This is a genomic window from Microbacterium sp. PM5 (genome assembly GCF_003293595.1).
Lineage (GTDB): Bacteria > Actinomycetota > Actinomycetes > Actinomycetales > Microbacteriaceae > Microbacterium.
The window spans coordinates 2,441,220-2,461,305 of the sequence record NZ_CP022162.1 but is presented as its reverse complement, the minus strand read 5'-3'; the positions used below and the strand labels follow the sequence as shown (position 1 = coordinate 2,461,305).

The window sequence follows — 20,086 nt, the reverse complement described above, 5'->3', positions numbered from 1 at the left end:
CACGACGCACCCGTCGTCTACCGCGACGCCCGGCATCCGCGCCTCTAGGGTGGACGCGTGGCACGCGCAGAAGGAACCGTCGAGGGCGTTCGGCGCGCCAACCTCTCCCGCGTGCTGCGGCTCGTTCACGAAGACGGCCCCCTCTCACGCGCGGCACTCACCGAGACGACCGGTCTGAACCGGTCCACGGTCGGCGCACTGGTCGCCGACCTCGTCAGCGCGGGCCTCGCCACCGAGGGCGCCCCCGAGATGCACCGGCGGGTGGGACGGCCCTCACCGTCGGTCGCGGCCGCCGCGGACGTGGTCGCCATCGCGGTCAATCCCGAGGTCGACGCCCTCACCGTGGCCGCCATCGGACTCGATCGCGCGATCGTGTGCCGCGAGCGCATCGAGCTCGCCGGACTGCTCACCCCCCACGAGGCCACCGCGCTCACCGCCGAGGTGATCGAACGCTGGCGCACGGGGGTGCTCGCCTCGCACCGCATCGTCGGCATCGGCATCGCGGTGCCCGGGCTGGTGCGCTCCGCCGATGGGCTCGTGCGCCGCGCCCCGCACCTCGACTGGACCGACGCCCCGCTACGCGACGATCTCGCGCAGGCCACGGGCCTGCCGACGGCGATCGACAACGACGCGACACTCGGCGCCCTCGCCGAGAGCCGCTACGGAGCCGGTCGCGGCGTCGCCGATCTGATCTACGTCAACGGCGGCGCAAGCGGCATCGGCGGCGGCCTGGTGATCGGCGGACACCTCGTGCGCGGCGCGGGCGGCTACGCCGGCGAGCTCGGCCAGAACAGGCCGGGCATCGCACAGCCGGCGGATCGTCGCTCGGGCGCGCAGGGCACCCTGGAAGACGAGGTGAGTCGCTCGCGCCTGCTCGCCGTCGTGGGGCTGCACAGCGCGGACGAACCCACACTCGAGGAGGCGATCCGCACCTCGGGGAGCGTGGAGGTCGCGGCGGAGGTCGAACGACAGCGCCGCATTCTCGCGACGGCGTTGGCGAACGCCGTGAACGTGCTCAACCCGTCGACCGTCATCCTCGGCGGCTTCCTGGCGACGATCCTCGACCAGGATGCCGAGGCCCTCCAGAGCGCCGTCCGCGAGCAAGCCATGGCCATGAACGTCGAAGACCTGCACCTGCGTGCGGCCGACCTGGGCCCCGACCGCCTGCTCGTGGGCGCGGCCGAGATCGCCTTCGACGCGCTGCTCACCGACCCCCTCGACACACTGCCCGACGCACTGCCCGACGCGGGCTGACCCCCGGCATCCGCGCGCTCAGCGCAGCGGCGCGGTGGTGGCGCGCGGGATGAGCCGCGTGGGAAGAACGAGGTGCGTGGCCTCGGGCGCGCCCCCGCCGAGCATCGTGACCAGCATCCGCGCGGCTTCGGCGCCGAGGCGCTGGATGGGCTGGCGCACCGTGCTGAGCGGACGCGCCGTGAGGAAGGCCTCGGGGATGTCGTCGAAGCCGATGACCGACAGATCGCCCGGCACGTCCAGTCCCAGCTCCCCCGCCACTTCGATGAGCCCGAGCGCCGTGCGGTCGTTCGCGGCGAAGACGGCCGTGGGCCGGTCAGACTGCTGCAACAGCGCACGCCCGACGACCCGGACCGTGTCGGGGTCGTACATCCCCACGGCCACGAGGGCGGGGTCGAAGCGGATGCCAGCATGGCGCAGCGCGCGGCGGTAGCCCGCCTCGCGCATCTCCGACGAGCGCAGCTCGGGACGCCCCGCGAGGAACCCGATGCGCCGATGCCCGAGTTCGAGGAGGTGCGTCGTCGCCTCGAAGCCTCCGGCGAGGCTGTCGGATTCGACCGAGGGAATGTCGACGCGACCGGCGTGCGGGTCGACCGCGACGATCGGCACGTCGGCGTTGACGCCGACGACCGTGGGGGTGACCATGATGGCGGCATCGATGAGTGTGCCGCTGAGCCGACTGAGCGAGCGACGTTCCCACCCCTGCGGATCGCTGTCGCGCGCACCCGCGTACGCGAGCAGGTCGTAGCGGTGGCTGCTGAGGGCCGCACCGACGCCCTTCAGCACCTCCGCGCTGAACGGCTCGAAGTCCGAGACGAGCACGCCGACGACCCCCGTTCGGCGGGAGCGCATGCTGCTCGCGACGAGGCTCGACTCGTAGCCGAGCTCGGCCACGGCATCCAGTACGCGCGACACCGTCGCGCTGGCGACGCCGTACCGCCCGTTGACCGCTTTGGACACCGTGGCGACCGACACTCCGGCGGCGGCGGCGACGTCATGGATGGTGGCTCTGCGACTCACGGGGCGATCCTATGGGGACGGAAACGTTATTGAAAAGGTTTTTGAAAACGTTTGACGTTGTTGACAACAAATGGACACACTGGTGCACATTCCGGCCCGAACCCGTTCACCGGAATGCTCCGTGCCCCGAATGACCGGGGTGAGGCTCAATGAGGAGGACAGGAATCACATGAAGGCGAACAAGATCCTGACCGGAGCGGCGCTCCTGGTCGCGGGCACGCTCGGTCTGAGCGCCTGCAGCGGCGGATCGGGCGGAACCAACGCCGACGGCAAGGTCGAGATGACGCTCTGGCAGAACTCGACCACCGGTCCCGGACAGCAGTTCTGGAAGGACGCCATCGCGGCCTTCGAGAAGGAGAACCCGAACGTCACCATCACGATGCAGTCCGTGCAGAACGAAGACATGGACGGCAAGCTGCAGACCGCACTGAACGCGGGCGACGCTCCCGACATCTTCCTGCAGCGCGGCGGCGGCAAGCTCGCGGCGATGGTGCAGGCGGGCCAGCTGATGGACCTCACCGACAAGATCGGCGACACCGCCAAGTCGGAGATCTCCGAGGGCTCCTTCAAGGCCGAGACCTACCAGGACAAGGTGTGGGCCATGCCGCTGGCGGTGCTGCCGAGCGGCTTCTGGTACAGCTCCGACCTGTTCACCAAGGCGGGCATCACGACGCCGCCGACCACCATCACCGACCTGGAGTCGGCCGTCGGCAAGCTCAAGTCCGCGGGCGTCGCACCCATCGCGCTCGGCGCGAAGGACGCCTGGCCGGCCGCCCACTGGTACTACAACTTCGCCCTCCGCGAGTGCAGCGCGCAGACCATCGAGAAGACCGGCGACACCAAGGACTTCAGCGACGGCTGCTGGCTGAAGGCCGCGGAAGACCTGAACGACTTCGCCGCGACCCAGCCGTTCAACGACGGCTTCCTGACCACGAGCGCCCAGCAGGGCGCCGGCAGCTCCGCCGGTCTCGTCGCCAACCACCAGGCCGCGATGGAGCTCATGGGCGCGTGGGACCCGGGCGTGATCGCCTCCCTCACCCCCGACGAGAAGCCGCTGCCCGACCTGGCCTGGTTCCCGTTCCCCGAGCTGTCCGGCGGCCAGGGCGAGCCGGGCTCGATGATGGGCGGCGTCGACGGGTACTCGTGCTCGGTCAAGGCTCCGAAGGAGTGCGCCGACTTCCTCAACTTCATCGCGTCGGCCGACCAGCAGAAGGCCTACTACGCGGCCTTCAGCGCCCCGCCCGTCAACAAGACGGCGCAGGCGGCGGTCAAGGAGCCCTACCTGCAGGAGGTCCTCGCCGCCTACAACAAGGCTCCCTTCGTGTCGCAGTGGCTCGACACCGTCCTCGGCCAGAACGTCGGCAACGCGCTGAACGTCGCCGTGGTCGATCTGCTGGCGGGCAAGAGCAACCCGCAGCAGATGATCCAGTCGGTCACCGACGCGGCCAAGAAGGGCTGATCGGATCGTGTCCCTTCGCGAGACCTCCGTGGCCGTCACCGACCCGGAGACGGATCTCGCGCAGCACGGCGGGGGCGGCGTGACGCCGCCCCCGCCCACGCCGCGCCGCCGTCCCCGTGGACTGGGCTGGGCCGGGAGATTCGAGATCGCGCTGCTGGTCGGGCCGGCGCTGATCATGTTCCTCGGCTTCGTCATCTTCCCGGTGGCGATGGCGGCCTACTACGGCTTCTTCCGCTGGCAGGGCTACGGCACGCCCACCGACTTCGTCGGCCTGCAGAACTACGTCACGATCCTCACCGACCCGACCTTCCTCGAGGCGCTCGGGCACAACGGCTTCATCGTGATCGCCTCGATCGTGCTGCAGGGTCCGGTCGCGGTGCTGCTGGCTCTGCTGCTCAACCGTCGGATGCGGGGGCAGTCCCTCATCCGCGTGCTGATCTTCGTGCCCTACGTCATCGCCGAGGTCGTCGTCGGCACCGGCTTCGGCCTCATGCTGCAGACGCAGGGCGCCGTGAACGGCCTGTTGGAGAACTGGGGGCTGGGCGCCCTCGCCCACGATTGGATCTCGGATCCGGCGATCGCCATCTGGACGCTGATGGCCATCCTCACGTGGAAGTACGTCGGCTTCGCCGTCATCCTCTTCCTCGCGGGACTGCAGGGCATCCCCGAGGAGCTCTACGAGGCGGCGGCGCTCGACGGCGCCGGCTACTGGCAGACCCACTGGCGCATCACGCTGCCGCTGCTGGCCCCCACGCTGCGCATCTGGGCGTTCCTCTCGATCATCGGGGCCCTGCAGCTGTTCGACCTCGTCTACATCATCTGGGGCCAGTACGTCGCCTCGACGGCAGGCACCTCCACGATGGCCACCTACATGGTGGTCAACGGCCGCAACGCCGGCAACTTCGGCTTCGGCAACGCCGTCGCCGTCGTCATCTTCGTCATCTCGCTCGTCGTCGCCCTCATCTACCAGCGCTTCGTGCTGCGTCGCGACACGGCCGGCGCCATCACCGAAGGGAAGAAGACCCGATGAGCGCGCTCACCGTCGACACCCCCGTCTCCACCGCCGCGGTGGCCACCGCAGGACACCGCGGACGGGGTCCGCGCCGCACGAAGGAGCGGCTGCCCTGGGGCAGTCCGCTCGTGTACTTCATCGCTCTCGTCGTGATCGCCCTCATGCTGGCGCCGGTGCTGTACATCATCATCGGCGGGTTCCGCAGCAACTCGCAGATCACGGTCGACCCCGCCGGCTGGCCCGATCCGTGGAACGCCCAGAACTACCTGAACGTCCTCACCGGGCCGCAGTTCTGGCGTCAAGTGCTCAACTCGATCATCGCCGCCGGTGCGACCACCGCCGGAGTGGTCGCACTCGGGCTCATGGCCAGTTATGTCATCGCGCGGTATCCGTTCCGCGGGCGCGGCGCGCTCTATGCGCTGTTCGCGGCGGGTCTCATGTTCCCGATCACGGTCGCCATCACGCCGTTGTACATCGTCATCCGTGACCTCGGCCTGATGAACTCGCTCGCCGGGATCATCCTTCCGCAGATCGCGTTCGCGCTGCCGACGACGATCATCATCCTCGTGCCGTTCCTGCGGGCGATCCCGGACGAGATCCAGGAAGCCGCGTTCATCGACGGCTGCAGTCGATTGGGCTTCTTCTGGCGGATGGTGCTGCCCTTGTCGGTGCCCGGCGTCATCACGGTCGGCATCCTCGCCTTCATCGGTAGCTGGAACAGCTACCTGCTCCCCCTGTTCATCCTCAACAACGAGGCGAGCTTCACGCTGCCTCTGGGCGTGCAGGCCTTCTCCTCCCAGTACTCGGTCGACACCGCCAAGGTGCTGGCTTTCACCTCACTGTCGATGCTCCCGGCACTGCTGTTCTTCAGTCTGTTCGAGCGTCGCATCGTCGGCGGCCTCACGGGCGCCGTGAAGGGCTGATCCGTATGACGATCTCCGATTCCCCCCTCCACCAGCCGCTCGCCGAGCCGGTCTCCCCCCGGGTTGCCGCGCTCATGGCCGCGATGACCGTCGAGCAGAAGGTGGCGCAGCTGACCGGTTTCTGGGTCGACCAGGGCGACGAGGTGGTCGCGCCGATGGCCGGCGAGATGCTGGCCGGCGAAGCGACGCCCTCCGACCGCTACGAGCAGGCGTCGGCACACGGCCTCGGCCACCTCACGCGCGTCTACGGCACGAGGCCCGTGGATGCCGCGGAACGCGCGGCCTGGCTGTGGAACGAGCAGCGCCGTCTCGCCGCGGCATCCGGTCACGGCATTCGCGCGATCGTTCACGAGGAGTCGCTGACGGGGCTCGCGGCCTGGAGAGCGGCGACGTTCCCGACGCCCCTGGCGTGGGGCGCGGCGTTCGACCCCGAGCTCGTCGAGAGGATGGGACGTCTCATCGGCGCATCGATGCGAGAACTCGGCGCGCACCAGACCCTCGCCCCCGTGCTCGATGTCATCCGCGATCCCCGCTGGGGGCGTGTCGACGAGTGCATCTCGGAGGATCCCTACGCGGTGGCGACGATCGCCACCGCCTACGTGCGCGGCATCCAGGATGCCGGGGTGCACGCGACCCTGAAGCACTTCGTCGGCTACTCGGCCTCGCAGGCGGGCCGCAACCACGCGCCCGTCCACGCAGGTCCGCGAGAGCTGGCCGACGTGTTCCTGCCGCCGTTCGAGATGGCGGTCCGCGACGGCGGCGCACGCTCGGTGATGAACTCCTACACCGACATCGACGGCGTTCCGGTGGCCTCGGACCCGCGGCTGCTGACCGACCTGCTGCGCGGAACGTGGGGCTTCGACGGCGTGGTCGTCTCGGACTACTTCGCGATCGCCTTCCTCGAGACGATGCACGCCGTCGCCGCCGACCGCACCGAGGCGGCACGCCTGGCGCTGACCGCCGGCATCGACGTCGAGCTGCCCAGCGGCGACGCCTACGCCGCTCCCTTGCTCGCCGGGCTGCGCGACGGCCGCATCGACGAGGCGCTCGTCGATCGGGCGCTTGCCCGCGTGCTCGCGCAGAAGGAGGAGCTGGGTCTGCTCGATCCCGACGAGAGCGAACCTCCGACCGCGATCGACCTCGACTCGCCAGCGCACCGTGAGGTCGCGCGCGAGCTCGCGGAGCGCTCGCTCGTGCTGCTGTCGAACGACGGCACGCTGCCGCTGGCCACCGGCACGGCCGGTCCGGCACGCATCGCGGTGATCGGCCCGAACGGCCACGACGCCTCGGCGTTGATGGGCTGCTACTCGTTCGCCAACCACGTGCTGGCCCATCACCCGGGAACACCGTACGGCTTCGCGATCCCGACGGTCGCCGAGGCGCTGCGCGCAGAGCTGCCCGACGCCGCCATCGTCTCTGTCACGGGCTGCGAGGTCGAGGGCGACGACCGCTCGGGCTTCGCCGCGGCGGTGGATGCCGCGGCATCCGCCGACGCGGCGATCGTCGTCGTCGGCGATCGCGCCGGCCTGTTCGGACGCGGCACCGTGGGCGAGGGCAACGACGCAGAGAGCCTGGAGCTGCCGGGCGTGCAGCGAGAGCTCGTCGACGCCGTGGTCGCCACGGGCACGCCGGTCGTCCTGGTCGTCGTGACTGGGCGGCCCTACGCCCTCGCGTGGGCTCTGGATGCAGACGCCGACGCGCGGCCACGAGCGGTGGTGCAGGCGTTCTTCCCGGGCGAGGAGGGCGGAGTGGCGATCGCGCGGATGCTGTCTGGAGCGGTCTCACCCTCGGGCCGACTGCCCGTCTCGCTGCCGCGTTCGGCCGGCGCACAGCCGTTCTCGTACCTGCATCCGATCCTGGGCGGCAACAGCGATGTGACCAGCGCCGACAGCGCACCGGTGCGTCCGTTCGGGTTCGGACTCGGCTACACGACGTTCACCCGTACCGACCTGTCGGCGCCGGCCGAGGTCGACGCCGGCGGCGTTCTGCCGGTGAGCGTCACGGTGACCAACACCGGCTCCCGCCCCGGCACCGAGATCGTGCAGCTGTACGCGCACGACGTGCACGCCAGCGTCGTCCGACCGGTCGCCCAGCTGCTCGGATACGCCCGGGTCACGCTCGCGGCGGGAGCGAGCGCGCGCGTGCACTTCGAGGTTCCAACCGCACGCCTGGCGTTCACCGACCGGCGCGGCATCCGCATCGTCGAGCCCGGCCGCGTCGATCTCTGGGTCGGGGAGTCGGTGGCCGACCGCGAGAGCGTCGCAACCGTCACGCTCACCGGAGACGTGCACCCGGTCACGGCCGCCGATGCCCGCATCGTGGGGACACACGTCGAGTAGCGGTCTTTCGCCTCTTCCGCCACTCGATCAGACGGCCCGCCCCTTTCCCGGGGCGGGCCGTCCTTCCGTGCGGTCAGTCGAGAGCGAGCTCGACGGTCGCGAAGGCGTGCGGCGGCAGATCGACGCGCAGGACACCCGCCTCCACCGTGGCCTCCAACGGCACCGGGCGCACCGTGTCGGGCGCCTGCGGGGTGTTGTGCGCCGCGGCATCCGGTCCGGTCACCACGCGGGCGCGCACGACCCTGGCGTTGCGACCGCGGAGGTCGATCTCGACGGGAAGCGCGTCGTCGACGCCGACGTGCGTGAGCGAGACGAGCACGGCGCCGTCCTTCGTGGATGCCGAGAGCGACAGCGCCGGCAGCTGCGCATCGTCGACACCGACGGCGGGCGTGCTCACGACGTGCGCCGGCAGCGCCATCGCGTCATGGTGCCCCACGTTCATCTCGTACACGTGGTAGGTCGGAGTCAGCACGAGGCCGCCATCGTCGTCGGTCAGGATCATCGCCTGCAGCACATTGAGCGTCTGCGCGATGTTCGCCATGCGCAGGCGCGCGGCGTGGCGGTGGAACACGTCGAAGTGGATGCCGGCGACCAGCGCATCGCGCACCGTGTTCTGCTGGAAGAGGAAGCCGGGGTTGGTCCCCGGCTCCACGCTCCACCAGGTGCCCCATTCATCGCAGACGAGGTCGATGGTGCGCTCGGGGTCGTAGGCGTCCATGACGGCTTCGTGCGCGCGGATCACGCGCTCGATCTCGTAGGCCTTGCCGATCGTGCGAACGTATTCGTCGCGCGAGAACGCCGTCGCCGACTCCTTCTGGATGCCGGTGCCGGCGTGCGTGTAGTAGTGGAACGAGATCGCCTGGAACGGCGAGCGCTGCGGGTCGGGGGCGTTCGTCGACATCGCCGACGCCATGAGCGCGTGCGTCCAGCGCACGTCGTCGTCGGCGGCGCCGGCCGCGATGCGGGTGAGGGTGTTGCCGTCGTGCTCCTTGCAGAAGGTCGCGTAGCGCCGGGCGAGCGAGGTGTAGTACTCCGGCGTCATGTGGCCCCCGCATCCCCAGGCCTCGTTGCCGAGACCCCAGAACGGCACCCGCCACGGCTCGTCGCGACCGTTCGCACGGCGCAGGCGCGCCATGGGGCTGTCGCCGGAACGGGTGAGATATTCGACCCACTCGCTCATCTCCTGCACGGTGCCGCTGCCGACGTTGCCGTTGACGTAGGGCTCGGCGCCGAGCATGTCGCAGAGGTCCATGAACTCGTGCGTGCCGAAGGCGTTGTTCTCGACGACATCCCCCCAGTTGGTGTTGACCATCGTCGGTCGGGTCTCGCGCGGACCGACGCCGTCGCGCCAGTGGTACTCGTCGGCGAAGCACCCGCCGGGCCAGCGGAGGTTCGGAACGTGCAGTTGGCGGAGGGCCTCGACCACGTCGAGTCGGATGCCGCGCTCGTTCGGGATCGGCGAGTCCTCCCCCACCCAGAAGCCCCCGTAGATGCATCGTCCGAGGTGTTCGGCGAAGTGTCCATAGAGGTGACGGCTGATCTGCGGACCCGTGACGTCGAGGTCGACGGCGGCGCGAGCGATGGTCATGACGGCTCCCGTTCTGCGGCTGCTCCGCCGCCCTCCCATCCTCGCACCGATATGTTTCACATGACAACAAATATGGACCCGCGGCACCGATCGCGCCACGACGGGCGAGAACCAGCGGCGCACCGTGCGGCAGCGCAGCCGCGTCAGCGCAGCGAGAGCTGGTCGTCGAGGTAGTCGGCCAGGGGGCGACGCGCGCCGGCCGCCGTCCACGTCACGAGCGGGATGCCGTCGACGAGCACCAACGGCCCGGAGCGCTCACCCCGGCGCACGGCGTCGAGGTCGATCTGCGTCGCACCCAGGTGCAGCACCTCGCCGTCGGCGAACCCGCCCCGCGCCGCCGCGGCTGCACGCTCGGAGCGGGCACGCTGCGCCTCCGCCGTGTACCCGCGGACGGCCTCGGCGCGGGCGCGGAGGATCTCACCGGTGGCATAGACCTCGGCATCCGCGATGAGGAGCACGCCTAGGTGCCATGCCTCGCCGACCGGCACGATCCGGGGAGCGCGGCCGAAGCCGAGCAGGCGCCGCGTGTGGGCCCAGTCACCCAGGCGCTCGCGCGGGGATCCCGCCAGACGCCGGCGGGCGTCGGAGAGCACGGCGTCGAGCAGGTCGGCGCCGGCGGCGGGCTCGTCGCTCATCGCGGACCGGGGCGCACGGTCAGGTCGCTGATGACCGCGTCCCGCGGAAGATCGAGGGCCGTGAGCACGGCGGTGACCACCGACGCCGGGTCGATCCACCGATCGGGGTCGTAGGCGGCCCCCTCCTGCGCGTGGACCTCCGCCTGCATGGGCGTGGCGGTGCGACCGGGGTACACGGTCGTGACACGCACGCCGTGCTCGGCCTCTTCGCCTCGGAGGGCATCGGCGAGGGCCTTGAGCCCGTGCTTGGATGCCGCGTACGCCGCCCACTGCGGATGCGCGGTGAGACCCGCGCCCGAGTTGACGAACACCACCTGGCCACGGGCGGCGCGCACCCGCGGCAGCAGCAGCCGGGTCAGCTCGGCGGGCGCGGTGAGGTTCACGGCCAGCTGGCTCTCCCACGCCGATACCGGCAGATCGCCCACGCGGCCGAGTTCGACGATGCCCGCGGCGTGGATGACGCTGTCGATCCGCTCCGGGACGGCATCGGCGTGCTGCATCGCGTCGGCAATCGCAGCCGGGTGCGCAAGGTCGGCGACGACGGTGACGCTGCCCGGGAACGCGCGCGACAGATCGTCGGCCCGGGCAGCGTCGCGGACGATGAGCACGAGGCGGTCGCCGCGCGCCGCGAGCCGCTCGGCGATGAGGTTTCCGATGCCGGAGCCCGCTCCGGTGATCACGTGGGTGGTCATCTGACCATCCTCGCACCGCGGTGGTTCAGACCGCCCTGTCCTGCATGCCCCACGGCGAGCCGTAACCGGTCGGCGCGGGCGCGGCGAGCAGGTCGAGGAACGGCTTCGCGTCGAACGCCTCGGGGCCGAGCACGCCGGTACCGGTCCACACCCCCGTGGCGAGCAGCTCGAGCGCGATGACCGGGTTGATGGCGGTCTGCCAGACGACCGCCTGCGAACCGTACTCGCGCATCGTCTCCTCGTTGTCGGCCACGTGGTACAGGTACGTCGAGCGCGGGCGGCCGTCGACGCCGGTTCCCGTGACCCACACGCCGGCGCAGGTCTTGCCGCTCATCTTGTCGCCGATGGTCGCCGGGTCGGGAAGGCACGCGGCGACCACGTCGCGCGGCGAAACCTCCACGCCCTTGACGTTGACCTTCGCGGTGCTGTCCAGGCCGAGCTTGTGGAGGGTCTTCAGCACGCCGATAAATTCGTCGCCCAGGCCGTACTTGAAGGTGACGCGCTTCGCCTTCGTCCAGCGCGGCATCAGCAGCACCTCCTCGTGCTCGACGTTGACGCATTCCACCGGACCGATGCCGTCGGGAAAGTCGAACACCTCGGGCTCGCTGAACGGCTCCGTCGTGTACCAGCCGCGGTCCTTCTCGTAGATGACCGGCGGATTGAGGCACTCCTCGATCGTCGTCCAGATCGAGAACGACGGTGCGAAGTCGTAGCCGGCCACCACGAGGTTCGCTCCGTCGCGCACGCCGAGCTCGTCGATCTCGCTGAACAGATGGTCTTCGGCATAGCGGGCGAAGACGTCCGACAGCCCCGGCTCGACCCCGATGCCGACGAGGGCGAGCCGACCGGCATCCTTCCACTGGCCGTCCTTGGCGAACTGCTCGTCGCCGAGCTTGACGCCCGGCAGCGCGTGCGGCTGCTCGGGATGCGGCGTCGACAGGCTCATCGCCATGTCGAGGTAGATCGCGCCGGCGGCGAGCGCGCCGTCGAAGATCGGCATGACGAAGCGCGGGTCGACGGCGTTGAGCACGTGGGTGATGCCGTGCGCCTCGATGAGCCCCGCCACCGCATCGGCGCGCGAGGCGTCGACCTGGGCCGCCTCGACGCGCGGGTCGGCGACCTCGTCGACGAGCGCCTGCGGGCGCGCCGGGTCGTAGTCGGCGACGACGAGCTTCTCGAAGAAGTCGCGGCGGACGGCGATGCGGACGGCGGCCGAGCCGACGCCTCCGGCGCCGACGATGAGGATACGCATGAGATTCCTTGTTGTTGAGAGGAAGGGGATGCCGACAGGCGCGGTCGTCAGATGCCGCCGTCGATGGAGCGGATGATGTCGCCGGGCTCCTCGGGAACGAGCACCGGGGTCTCGCGGTTCAGAGAGCGCCCCTGGAAGAACGGCTTCGAGCGCGGGAAGAGGTACCAGACGAACATCAGCACGACGCCGACGAGCAGCGCTCCGATGCCCACGACGAAGGTGCCGCCGATGCCGAGCAGCACCGTGTTGCCGTAGTTCACGTCGAACATGTCGATGGCGGACTGCACGAAGGCGAAGGTCAGCATCAGCGCGCCGAGCAGCGGGAAGATGCCCTTCACCCACAGCTCACGCGTCGAGTTGCGCAGGTCGCGGCGGAAGTACCAGACGCAGGCGTAGCCGGTGATGGCGTAGTAGAACGCGATCGCGAGGCCGAGCGAGGAGATCGAGTCCTGCAGGATGTTGTCGCTGATCAGCGTCATGCCGAGGTAGTAGCAGATGGCCACGGTGCCACCGACGATCGTCGAGAACGACGGCGTCTGGTACACCGGGTGCACGTCCTTGAACCGCGCGGGCAGTGCGCGGTAGACGCCCATCGCGAGCGTGCCGCGCGCGGTGGGCAGGATGGTCGTCTGCGTCGAGGACACGGCCGAGATCAGCACGGCGACCACGAGCAGCCAGCCCCACGGGCCGAGCAGGCCGTCCTTGATCGCGAGGAAGAAGTCGTCGGCGTTGTCGGGGTTGGCCAGACCCGGCCCGTCCTCGCCGAGCCCGGCGTACATCATGGCGGCGATCGTGACCGAAACGTAGGTGAACAGCAGGATGACGGTGGTCAGCAGCGCCGCGCGCCCCGGGATGCGCTTGGGGTCCTTGGTCTCCTCGTTGAGGGCGAGGCACGAGTCCCAGCCCCAGTAGATGAACAGGGCGAGCAGCACGGCCTCGGTGAAACCGTGGTAGTCGGTGAACGCGAACGGATTCAGCCAGTTCCAGTCGAAGGGGGTGGGAGCGGGGGCGTTGCCCGCGAAGAACTCCCAGAGCGCCGCGACGACGAAGATCGCGAGGGCCAGGTACTGCACGCCGAGCAGCACGTTCTGGATGCGCTCGCCGATCTCGACACCGCGCCAGCTCACCCACGTCATCGATGCGATGAACAGCACGGCCACGAGGATGATGCGCCAGTCGTTGTTCTCGAGTTCCATGCCGAACAGCGCCCAGAAGTAGATCGAGCCGATCTGCGCGAGGTTGGCGAGCACGACCATGCCCGCGATCGCGACGCCCCAGCCGCCCATCCAGCCCACCCACGGCCCGAAGGCCTTCGTCCCCCACGTGAAGGTCGTGCCGCAGTCGGGGATCTTGTTGTTCAGCTCGCGATACGCGAACGCCGTGAACAGCATCGGGACGAACGCGATGATGAAGGCGATCGGCGCCTGCGCCCCCACGGCGAGGACGACGAAACCGAGCGTCGCGACCAGGGAGTAGACGGGAGCCGTCGAGGCCAAGCCGATGACGGTCGACCCCCACAGCCCCAGGGTGCCGGCGGCGAGGCCCTTGCCGTCGCCGCGTTCCAGATGAATCGGTGTGGTGCTGCCGAAGTCGCTCATCGCTCTTCTCCGCCCTCGCAAGGTCATGGGTGCACCGTCGTCCCCAGTGACGCGGTGAGGGAAGACTAGAACGCGCGGGCGCACGAGCGGATGCGACATGATGGCGAATCTCGCGGCGACCTCTCGCCGCCGTGTCTATCCCTCTCCCCCTGCCCGCCCCGCCCTCCCGGTCGTTGAGCGAGCGCAGCGAGTCGAAACGCAGAGCGCAGCGAGTCGAACCCGCAACCCCTTCAGGGGCGCACGGCCTCGGCATCCACGAGGGCCGCCGCCGTCTCGAGCGCGCGCACCGCCTCGTGCGGCGACGGGCGCACGAGCGCGAAGGCCGCGACCACGAGGCCGGTGACGGCATCGGCGAGTCGCGCGCGCCGGTCGACGGATGCCGAAGGCACCGCCGCCGCGATCCCGCGCGCGATCGCGTCGTGCAGTTCGGCGCGGTAGTCGTCGATCACGCGGGCGACGTCGGCGTCGCGGGCGACCGGCGCACCGGCGGCATTGATGAGAAGGCAGCCGTGCGCGGCCGGCATCGATCCGACGCGGGCGAACGCCGCCGCGAGGCCGTCGAGGTAGTCGGCGAGCGCGCCGGGCGCGACCTCGTCGCCCTGCAGCGGCGCCAGGCGGGGTCGCACGACCTCGTCGAGGTAGCTCTGCACGGCAGCGTCGAACAAGCCGCGCTTCGAATCGAACGCATTGTAGATGCTCGACCGGTTCAGGCCGGTCGCGCTCTCGAGGCCCGCGATCGAGGCGTCCTCGTAGCCGTGCTCCCAGAAGAACTGCCGGGCGGATCGCACGACGGCGACGCGATCGAACTCTCGACTCCTCGCCACGACATCCACCCCACTTTCTAAACCGGTCGTTTCAGTATATATTGAAACAGTCAGTTCAGAAACAGGAGGATCCCCATGGTCATCGTCGGTCTCGTGCTCGCCTCCGTCGCGGCGCTCATCCACGTCTTCATCTTCTGGCTCGAGTCCATCGCCTGGACCACGCCGCGCGCCCGTGCCACGTTCGGCACCAGTGCCGAAGAAGCTCAGGCCACGCGCGAGATGGCCTTCAACCAGGGCTTCTACAACCTGTTCCTCGCCGTGCTGGTCGCCATCGGCGTCGTCCTCTTCGCCACCGGCGCCACCGCGGCGGGTGCGGCTCTCGTCTTCGCGGGCGCCGGCTCGATGACCGCGGCCTCGTTGGTGCTGCTGCTGTCCAGTCCCGACAAGGCCTCCGCCGCCCTGAAGCAGGGCGTCATCCCCACCCTGGGGGTGGTGGCTCTCGCCATCGGCCTGCTGATCTGACCCGCCCCCGTCGCACACCCGACCCCATCCCCATCCCCATCCGCATCCCACAAGGAGAACGAATGACAGAGGCCACCAGCACTCAGATCCAGCTCGCCGCCCGCCCCGTCGGGTGGCCCACGCACGACGACTTCCGCGTCGAGACGGTCACCTACGGTGCCCCGCAGGCCGGCGAAGTGCGCGTACGCAACGAGTTCGTCTCCGTCGACCCCTACATGCGCGGTCGCATGAACGACACCCGCAGCTACGTCGCCCCCTACGCGCTCGGCGAGACCATCACCGGCGGCGCGGTCGGGCGCGTGGTGGCCTCGGCATCCGACGACCTGCCGGTCGGCACGGTCGTGCTGCACCAGCACGGCTGGTCGGACGTCGTCCAGGCCGATGCCGCGACCTTCCGCGCCATCCCGGAGATTCCCGGGGTGCCGCTCTCGCTGAACCTGCACATCCTCGGTATGACGGGGCTCACCGCGTACGTCGGACTCACCGCCATCGCGCACCTCACGCCCGGCGACACCGTCTTCGTCTCCGGCGCGGCCGGCGCCGTCGGCACCGCCGTGGGCCAGATCGCCAAGCGCCTGGGCGCAGGACGGGTCATCGGCTCGGCCGGAACACCGGAGAAGGTCGCCCTCCTGACCGAGAAGTACGGTTACGACGCGGCGTTCAACTACAAGTCCGGAGACGTCCGCACCCTGCTGGCCGAGGCGGCGCCCGAGGGCATCGACGTCTTCTTCGACAACGTCGGCGGCGACCACCTGGAAGCGGCGCTGGACGCCTTCAACGACGGCGGCCGCGCCGCCCTCTGCGGCGCCATCACCGGCTACAACACCACGGAGCGCACGCCCGGTCCCGACAACATGTCGAACATGATCACGCGTGCCCTCACGATGCAGGGCTTCACCCTCGCCGCCTACCTGCACCTGGCCCCCGAGTTCCAGCAGAAGATGTCGGGCTGGTTCGCCGAGGGCGGCATCGTCTACGACGAGACGATCGTCGACGGCATCGAGAACACCGTCGACGCCTTCCTGTCGATGATGCGCGGCGCCAACACGGGGAAGATGCTCGTGCGCGTCTGATCGCGCTGCACACCCGCACACCCGCACGATGATCGGGGTCGCGTGTGGTCGCCGGCTGGGGCCGGACCGACCGGACGCGACCCCGATTCGCGTGTCCGGGCGGCGCGGATGAGCGGACCGGGTCAGCGCAGGGCGAGCAGACGCGTCGTGTCGCCGAAGACCTCCAGGCCCGCGCACGTGCCGACCCCTTCCAACAGCACGCGCCCCGCGGCATCCGTGTGCCGGATCATCACGCGGGCATCGAGCGTCTCTTCCACGCGTTGGTGCATCGCGGTGCGCAACGGGGCGTGCAGCAGCCCCCCGCGCACGCGCTCGGCTTCGAGGTCCAACCTGCCGTCGGGGCCTGCCATGCTCCACCGCACCCGGTCGTCGTCGATGGTGAGGCGGCGCTCGCGAGAGCGGTTGTAGGTGGTCCAGCGGTACAGACGTCCGCCGTGGCGAAGTCCCACGATCGAACCGCGGAACGAGCCGCGCAGCCACGGGATGATGGCGACCGATGCCACGAGCGACGCGTCCGTCACGCCACCGACGATGCCGACGCCGACGGCATCGATGTGGTTCGACGCGAGCCAGACGTATCCCGCGGGAAAGGCCTGACCCCAGTCCTTCTCGATGTAGCCGCGGCCGCCGCCGAAGTCGACTTCTCGGCCCTCGACCTGCAGGGTGCCGCCGAGGTCGTGCCCGAACGAGACGACACCGTGGAAGCACTCCATGAACGGCACGAGCCCGTACCAGCCCATGATCCCCGGCTCGCGCAACGTCACCGGCCACGGTTGCAGAGCAGTGGCGTACGAGATCCGTCCCCGCAGCTGCGGCAGATCGAGCGTCGCCCCGTCGGAGTCGAAGATGTTGCCGCCGACGCGCACCTCGAAACGCCGGTCGGATGCCGCGAACTCCTCGGGGTCGAAGCGGTGATACCACGACCGCCCCGCGACACCGTCGAGCACCTGGACGAACGCCTCGTCGGCCGGCATGTCGCCGCGCCCGTCGCCACGGAACACTCCCGGGATCACCGCCCAGCGGTGCGCGCGGTCGGCCGAGACGAGCTTGACGTACCAGCCCTCGAAGAACGGCCGTCCGGCGCCGCGGCCGTGGAAGGCCTCGGGATGCCGCGCCCCGCGCAGATACGCCATCGGAGTCCGCATGCGGCTCACCCTACGCCGCGCGCGGAGCGCACGGCGGGACTCAGCCGACGGCGGTGCCGAAGAGGGTGCCGACGAGGAAGGTGGCACCCAGCGCGAGCGCGCCGCCGATGACCGTCCGCATGATGGCGCGGCCGCGGTTGGCGCCGCCCAGCCAGGCGGCGAGGTAGCCGGTGACGGCGAGGGCGAGCAGCACGGACACGAACGTCCAGACGAGGCGCGCAGGATGCGGCAGGAGGAGGATCGTCGCCATCGGCAGAAGAGCACCGACGAAGAAGGCGACCGCCGAGGCGAACGCGGCGTGCCACGGGCTGACCACGTCGTCCTGGTCGATGTTCAGCTCGGCCGACAGGTGCGCGGCGAGCGCGTCGCGCTCGGTCAGCTCGGTCGCGACGCGCGTGGCCGTCTCCTCGCTGAGCCCCTGCTCGCGGTAGAGACCGACCAGTTCGACGAACTCGGCCTCCGGATCGTCGGCGAGCTCCCTGCGCTCCTTCTCGATGAGGGCGTGCTCGCTGTCGCGCTGGCTGGAGACCGACACGTACTCCCCCAGCGCCATGGAGATCGCCCCGCCGACGAGAGCGGCGGACCCGGCGAGGAGAACCGGCATGACCTCGGCCGTCGCGCCGGCCACGCCGACGACGACCGCCGCCGTGGAGACGATGCCGTCGTTCGCTCCGAGCACGCCGGCGCGCAACCAGTTCAGTCGCTGCGCCACGCCGCCGCGGTGCGGCTCATCAGGATGCGAGGATTCCGTGTCGGTCATCCCGTCACCGTATGCCGCCCACCGCGGCCGCGCCAGCAAGGCAAGCCCAAGCGAACCCCGCATCCCCTCGAGCCCGCCGGTCATCGCGCGCGCAGCGAGCCGGAACGCCGACACCGCGGTCACGAACTCCGCAGAAGGCGACGGACTCCGCACCGCGCAGCGGCGATGGATGCGGAGTACGCACGATTCTGCGGAGTTGGGCGGGGCGGCGCGCCCGTCAGCTGAGCCGGTACTCGTGTAGCGCCGACGACAGGCTCGCTCCGTTGACGTCGAGGTAGAGCTGGGCCTCCGTCACCGACAGGGTGACGGCGTTGCGCCGCTCGACGGCGTCTGCGGCGGCATCCACGAATCCCGCATCGAACGTTCGCAGCACGATGTCGTCTGCGCGATGGATCTTCTTGCCCGCCCAGAGCGGCAGCAGCTTGGCCGCGTCTCGGTGACTGTAGACGACGGTGCGGTCGGCGAGCTTGCTTCCACGGTGCAGTCGCTCGGCGTCGGGAGCCCCGACTTCGATCCATGTCGTGATCGCCCCGGTCGCATCCCGCACCAGCACCGCGGGTTCGTCGGTGGCCGATACCCCCTCGGTGAAGACGATGCCCTCCTCGTACTCGAGGCAGTAGGCGAGCAGGCGCGTGAGCATGAAGGCGCCGGTCTCGGACGGATGCTGCGCCATCCGCAGCGACAGGCTCTCGTAGACGCCACGATCGACGTCGGCCACCTGCACGTCGAAGGTGTGCATCACCGCGCCCGTCGCCATGGCTCCAGCCTACGGCGCCCGCCGGGGCGGACCCGCCCATTATCCTGGTCGCAGCCGACAGGAGAAGAACGCGCATGCCGATCACCGACGCCGCTGCCCGTCGCGAGGCGATCGCCGATTACCGCATCGTCGGCGCCCCGGCCGAGCCCAACCTCGAAGGCCTGGCCGCGCTGGCGACGACGCTCTGCCACGTCAGCGGCGCCGCGGTCAACATCATCGACGACAGATACCAGTACCAGGTGGCGACGGCGGGGGTGGATGCGGCGATCTGCGACCGCGACGACTCGATGTGCGCCGTCGTGCTGCCCGACGCCCGTCACGTCTGGGTCGCCGACGCGAGCGTCGACGACCGCTTCGCCGAGAACCCCTTTGTGACCGGCGCGCGCGGCCGTGTCCGCTTCTACGCGTCCAGCCCGCTCATCACTCCGGCGGGTGTCGCGATCGGAACGCTCTGCGTCTTCGACGACCACGCCGGCACTCTCACCGCGGAGCAGAGCTCCGCCCTGGATCTGCTGGCCGGGCAGGCCGTGGAGGTGCTGGAGCTGCGCCGGCTGACGCACGAGCTGGAGCGCTCCAACGATCAACTCGCGCACTTCGCCGGTCAGATCAGCCACGATCTGCGCAACCCGCTCACGGCTCTCATGGGCCAGATCGATCTCGCCCTGGACGGCATGGACGACGGCGACGGGTCGCGCGCGACCCACGCGCTGCATCGGGCGGATGCCGCGGCGGCGCGGATGAACGTCATGATCACCGAGCTGCTCGCCTATGCGCGGGTGGGCGGCGCGGAGGCGCGCCGCGAACGCGTCGCGCTGGAACCGCTCGTGGAGGGCGTGATCGCCGACCTCGAACGAGCCGTCGCCGCGTTCGATGCCCGCATCACCGTGCGCATCGATCCGGACGACGCCATCGTCTGCGACCCGGCGCTGATCGCGGTGCTGCTGCAGAACCTCCTCGCCAACGCCCTCAAGTTCGCGGCAGCCGCCGGCGTCGCGCCCGTCGTCGAGCTGGACGCGCAGCGCGGGCCGACGGGGTGGGCGATCACCGTCGACGACAACGGGCCGGGTGTGGCGGCGGAGCTGCGCGACCGCGTGTTCGACATCATGGAGCGCGGCGACGCCGCCGACGTGCCCGGACTCGGGCTGGGCCTTGCCACCTCCCGGCGCATCGTGCAGGCGCACGGCGGGCGCATCGGCATCGAGGACGCGGCACTCGGGGGCGCACGCCTGCGGGTGAGCCTCCCCTCGGACTGACCACCTGCGGACCGTCCGGACCGTCCGGGCGGCCCCGGGGGCG

At 70.2% G+C, this 20,086-nt stretch carries 18 protein-coding genes; 8 read left to right on the top strand and 10 right to left on the bottom strand.

The window, feature by feature from the left end; all coding sequences use genetic code 11:
• The first annotated feature begins 57 nt into the window (after positions 1–57).
• Positions 58–1,254 carry an ROK family transcriptional regulator gene (locus tag CEP17_RS11745; protein WP_112932368.1) on the top strand — a complete coding sequence of 399 codons (1,197 nt, stop codon included), beginning with the start codon at positions 58–60 and terminating at the stop codon, positions 1,252–1,254.
• Between the two features lie 18 nt (positions 1,255–1,272).
• Here CEP17_RS11745 and CEP17_RS11740 read toward each other — a convergent pair whose 3' ends face one another.
• Positions 1,273–2,271, bottom strand: a complete 999-nt coding sequence (locus CEP17_RS11740) for a LacI family DNA-binding transcriptional regulator (RefSeq protein ID WP_036318433.1) — start codon at positions 2,269–2,271, stop codon at positions 1,273–1,275.
• Positions 2,272–2,440: 169 nt separating this feature from the next.
• Here CEP17_RS11740 and CEP17_RS11735 point away from each other — a divergent pair, with 169 nt between their 5' ends.
• Genes CEP17_RS11735 through CEP17_RS11720 form a run of 4 tightly spaced genes read left to right on the top strand, consistent with a single transcriptional unit; the run spans position 2,441 to position 8,004 of the window.
• On the top strand, positions 2,441–3,730 hold the full coding sequence (locus tag CEP17_RS11735) for an extracellular solute-binding protein (protein ID WP_036318432.1): 1,290 nt from the start codon (positions 2,441–2,443) through the stop codon (positions 3,728–3,730).
• A 28-nt stretch (positions 3,731–3,758) separates the two neighbouring features.
• Positions 3,759–4,760 (top strand): sugar ABC transporter permease, encoded by a 1,002-nt coding sequence (locus CEP17_RS11730; RefSeq protein ID WP_036318437.1) that lies wholly within the window; start codon positions 3,759–3,761, stop codon positions 4,758–4,760.
• Positions 4,757–5,665 carry a carbohydrate ABC transporter permease gene (locus CEP17_RS11725; protein WP_112932367.1) on the top strand — a complete coding sequence of 303 codons (909 nt, stop codon included), beginning with the start codon at positions 4,757–4,759 and terminating at the stop codon, positions 5,663–5,665. Before CEP17_RS11730 ends, CEP17_RS11725 begins: the two co-directional genes overlap by 4 nt.
• 5 nt (positions 5,666–5,670) lie before the next feature.
• Positions 5,671–8,004: a glycoside hydrolase family 3 N-terminal domain-containing protein gene (locus tag CEP17_RS11720; protein WP_112932366.1), complete on the top strand. Its 2,334-nt coding sequence runs from the start codon at positions 5,671–5,673 to the stop codon at positions 8,002–8,004.
• 73 nt (positions 8,005–8,077) lie between these two features.
• Here CEP17_RS11720 and CEP17_RS11715 read toward each other — a convergent pair whose 3' ends face one another.
• From CEP17_RS11715 to CEP17_RS11690, 6 genes are all read right to left on the bottom strand, one after another.
• The gene (locus CEP17_RS11715; protein WP_112932365.1) at positions 8,078–9,592 is read right to left on the bottom strand and encodes an alpha-L-arabinofuranosidase C-terminal domain-containing protein; all 1,515 of its coding nucleotides are present in this window, start codon (positions 9,590–9,592) and stop codon (positions 8,078–8,080) included.
• A gap of 143 nt (positions 9,593–9,735) precedes the next feature.
• A complete protein-coding gene (locus tag CEP17_RS11710; protein WP_036318428.1) occupies positions 9,736–10,227 on the bottom strand; it encodes a hypothetical protein in 492 nt (163 codons plus the stop codon).
• Positions 10,224–10,919, bottom strand: coding sequence for an SDR family oxidoreductase (locus CEP17_RS11705; RefSeq protein WP_112932364.1), 696 nt, complete (start codon positions 10,917–10,919; stop codon positions 10,224–10,226). Before CEP17_RS11705 ends, CEP17_RS11710 begins: the two co-directional genes overlap by 4 nt.
• 25 nt (positions 10,920–10,944) lie before the next feature.
• Positions 10,945–12,171 carry a saccharopine dehydrogenase C-terminal domain-containing protein gene (locus CEP17_RS11700; protein ID WP_112932363.1) on the bottom strand — a complete coding sequence of 409 codons (1,227 nt, stop codon included), beginning with the start codon at positions 12,169–12,171 and terminating at the stop codon, positions 10,945–10,947.
• 47 nt (positions 12,172–12,218) lie between these two features.
• Positions 12,219–13,769, bottom strand: coding sequence for an APC family permease (locus CEP17_RS11695; protein ID WP_112932362.1), 1,551 nt, complete (start codon positions 13,767–13,769; stop codon positions 12,219–12,221).
• Positions 13,770–13,999: 230 nt separating this feature from the next.
• Positions 14,000–14,593, bottom strand: a complete 594-nt coding sequence (locus tag CEP17_RS11690) for a TetR/AcrR family transcriptional regulator (protein ID WP_036318424.1) — start codon at positions 14,591–14,593, stop codon at positions 14,000–14,002.
• A gap of 75 nt (positions 14,594–14,668) precedes the next feature.
• Here CEP17_RS11690 and CEP17_RS11685 point away from each other — a divergent pair, with 75 nt between their 5' ends.
• Both CEP17_RS11685 and CEP17_RS11680 read left to right on the top strand, forming a co-directional pair.
• On the top strand, positions 14,669–15,055 hold the full coding sequence (locus tag CEP17_RS11685) for a DUF1304 domain-containing protein (RefSeq protein ID WP_036318423.1): 387 nt from the start codon (positions 14,669–14,671) through the stop codon (positions 15,053–15,055).
• Between the two features lie 62 nt (positions 15,056–15,117).
• A complete protein-coding gene (locus CEP17_RS11680; protein ID WP_112932361.1) occupies positions 15,118–16,128 on the top strand; it encodes an NADP-dependent oxidoreductase in 1,011 nt (336 codons plus the stop codon).
• Positions 16,129–16,250: 122 nt separating this feature from the next.
• On the opposite strand, the gene CEP17_RS11675 is transcribed toward CEP17_RS11680, so the two are convergent.
• The 3 genes from CEP17_RS11675 to CEP17_RS11665 form a co-directional block, all read right to left on the bottom strand.
• The gene (locus tag CEP17_RS11675; RefSeq protein ID WP_112932360.1) at positions 16,251–17,273 is read right to left on the bottom strand and encodes a tocopherol cyclase family protein; all 1,023 of its coding nucleotides are present in this window, start codon (positions 17,271–17,273) and stop codon (positions 16,251–16,253) included.
• 40 nt (positions 17,274–17,313) lie between these two features.
• Positions 17,314–18,033 carry a VIT family protein gene (locus CEP17_RS11670; RefSeq protein ID WP_036318420.1) on the bottom strand — a complete coding sequence of 240 codons (720 nt, stop codon included), beginning with the start codon at positions 18,031–18,033 and terminating at the stop codon, positions 17,314–17,316.
• A gap of 217 nt (positions 18,034–18,250) precedes the next feature.
• Positions 18,251–18,790 carry a YaeQ family protein gene (locus tag CEP17_RS11665; protein ID WP_112932359.1) on the bottom strand — a complete coding sequence of 180 codons (540 nt, stop codon included), beginning with the start codon at positions 18,788–18,790 and terminating at the stop codon, positions 18,251–18,253.
• Between the two features lie 74 nt (positions 18,791–18,864).
• On the opposite strand from CEP17_RS11665, the gene CEP17_RS11660 reads away from it, so the two are divergent.
• The gene (locus tag CEP17_RS11660) at positions 18,865–20,043 is read left to right on the top strand and encodes a GAF domain-containing sensor histidine kinase (RefSeq protein ID WP_112932358.1); all 1,179 of its coding nucleotides are present in this window, start codon (positions 18,865–18,867) and stop codon (positions 20,041–20,043) included.
• The last annotated feature ends 43 nt before the right edge of the window (positions 20,044–20,086 follow it).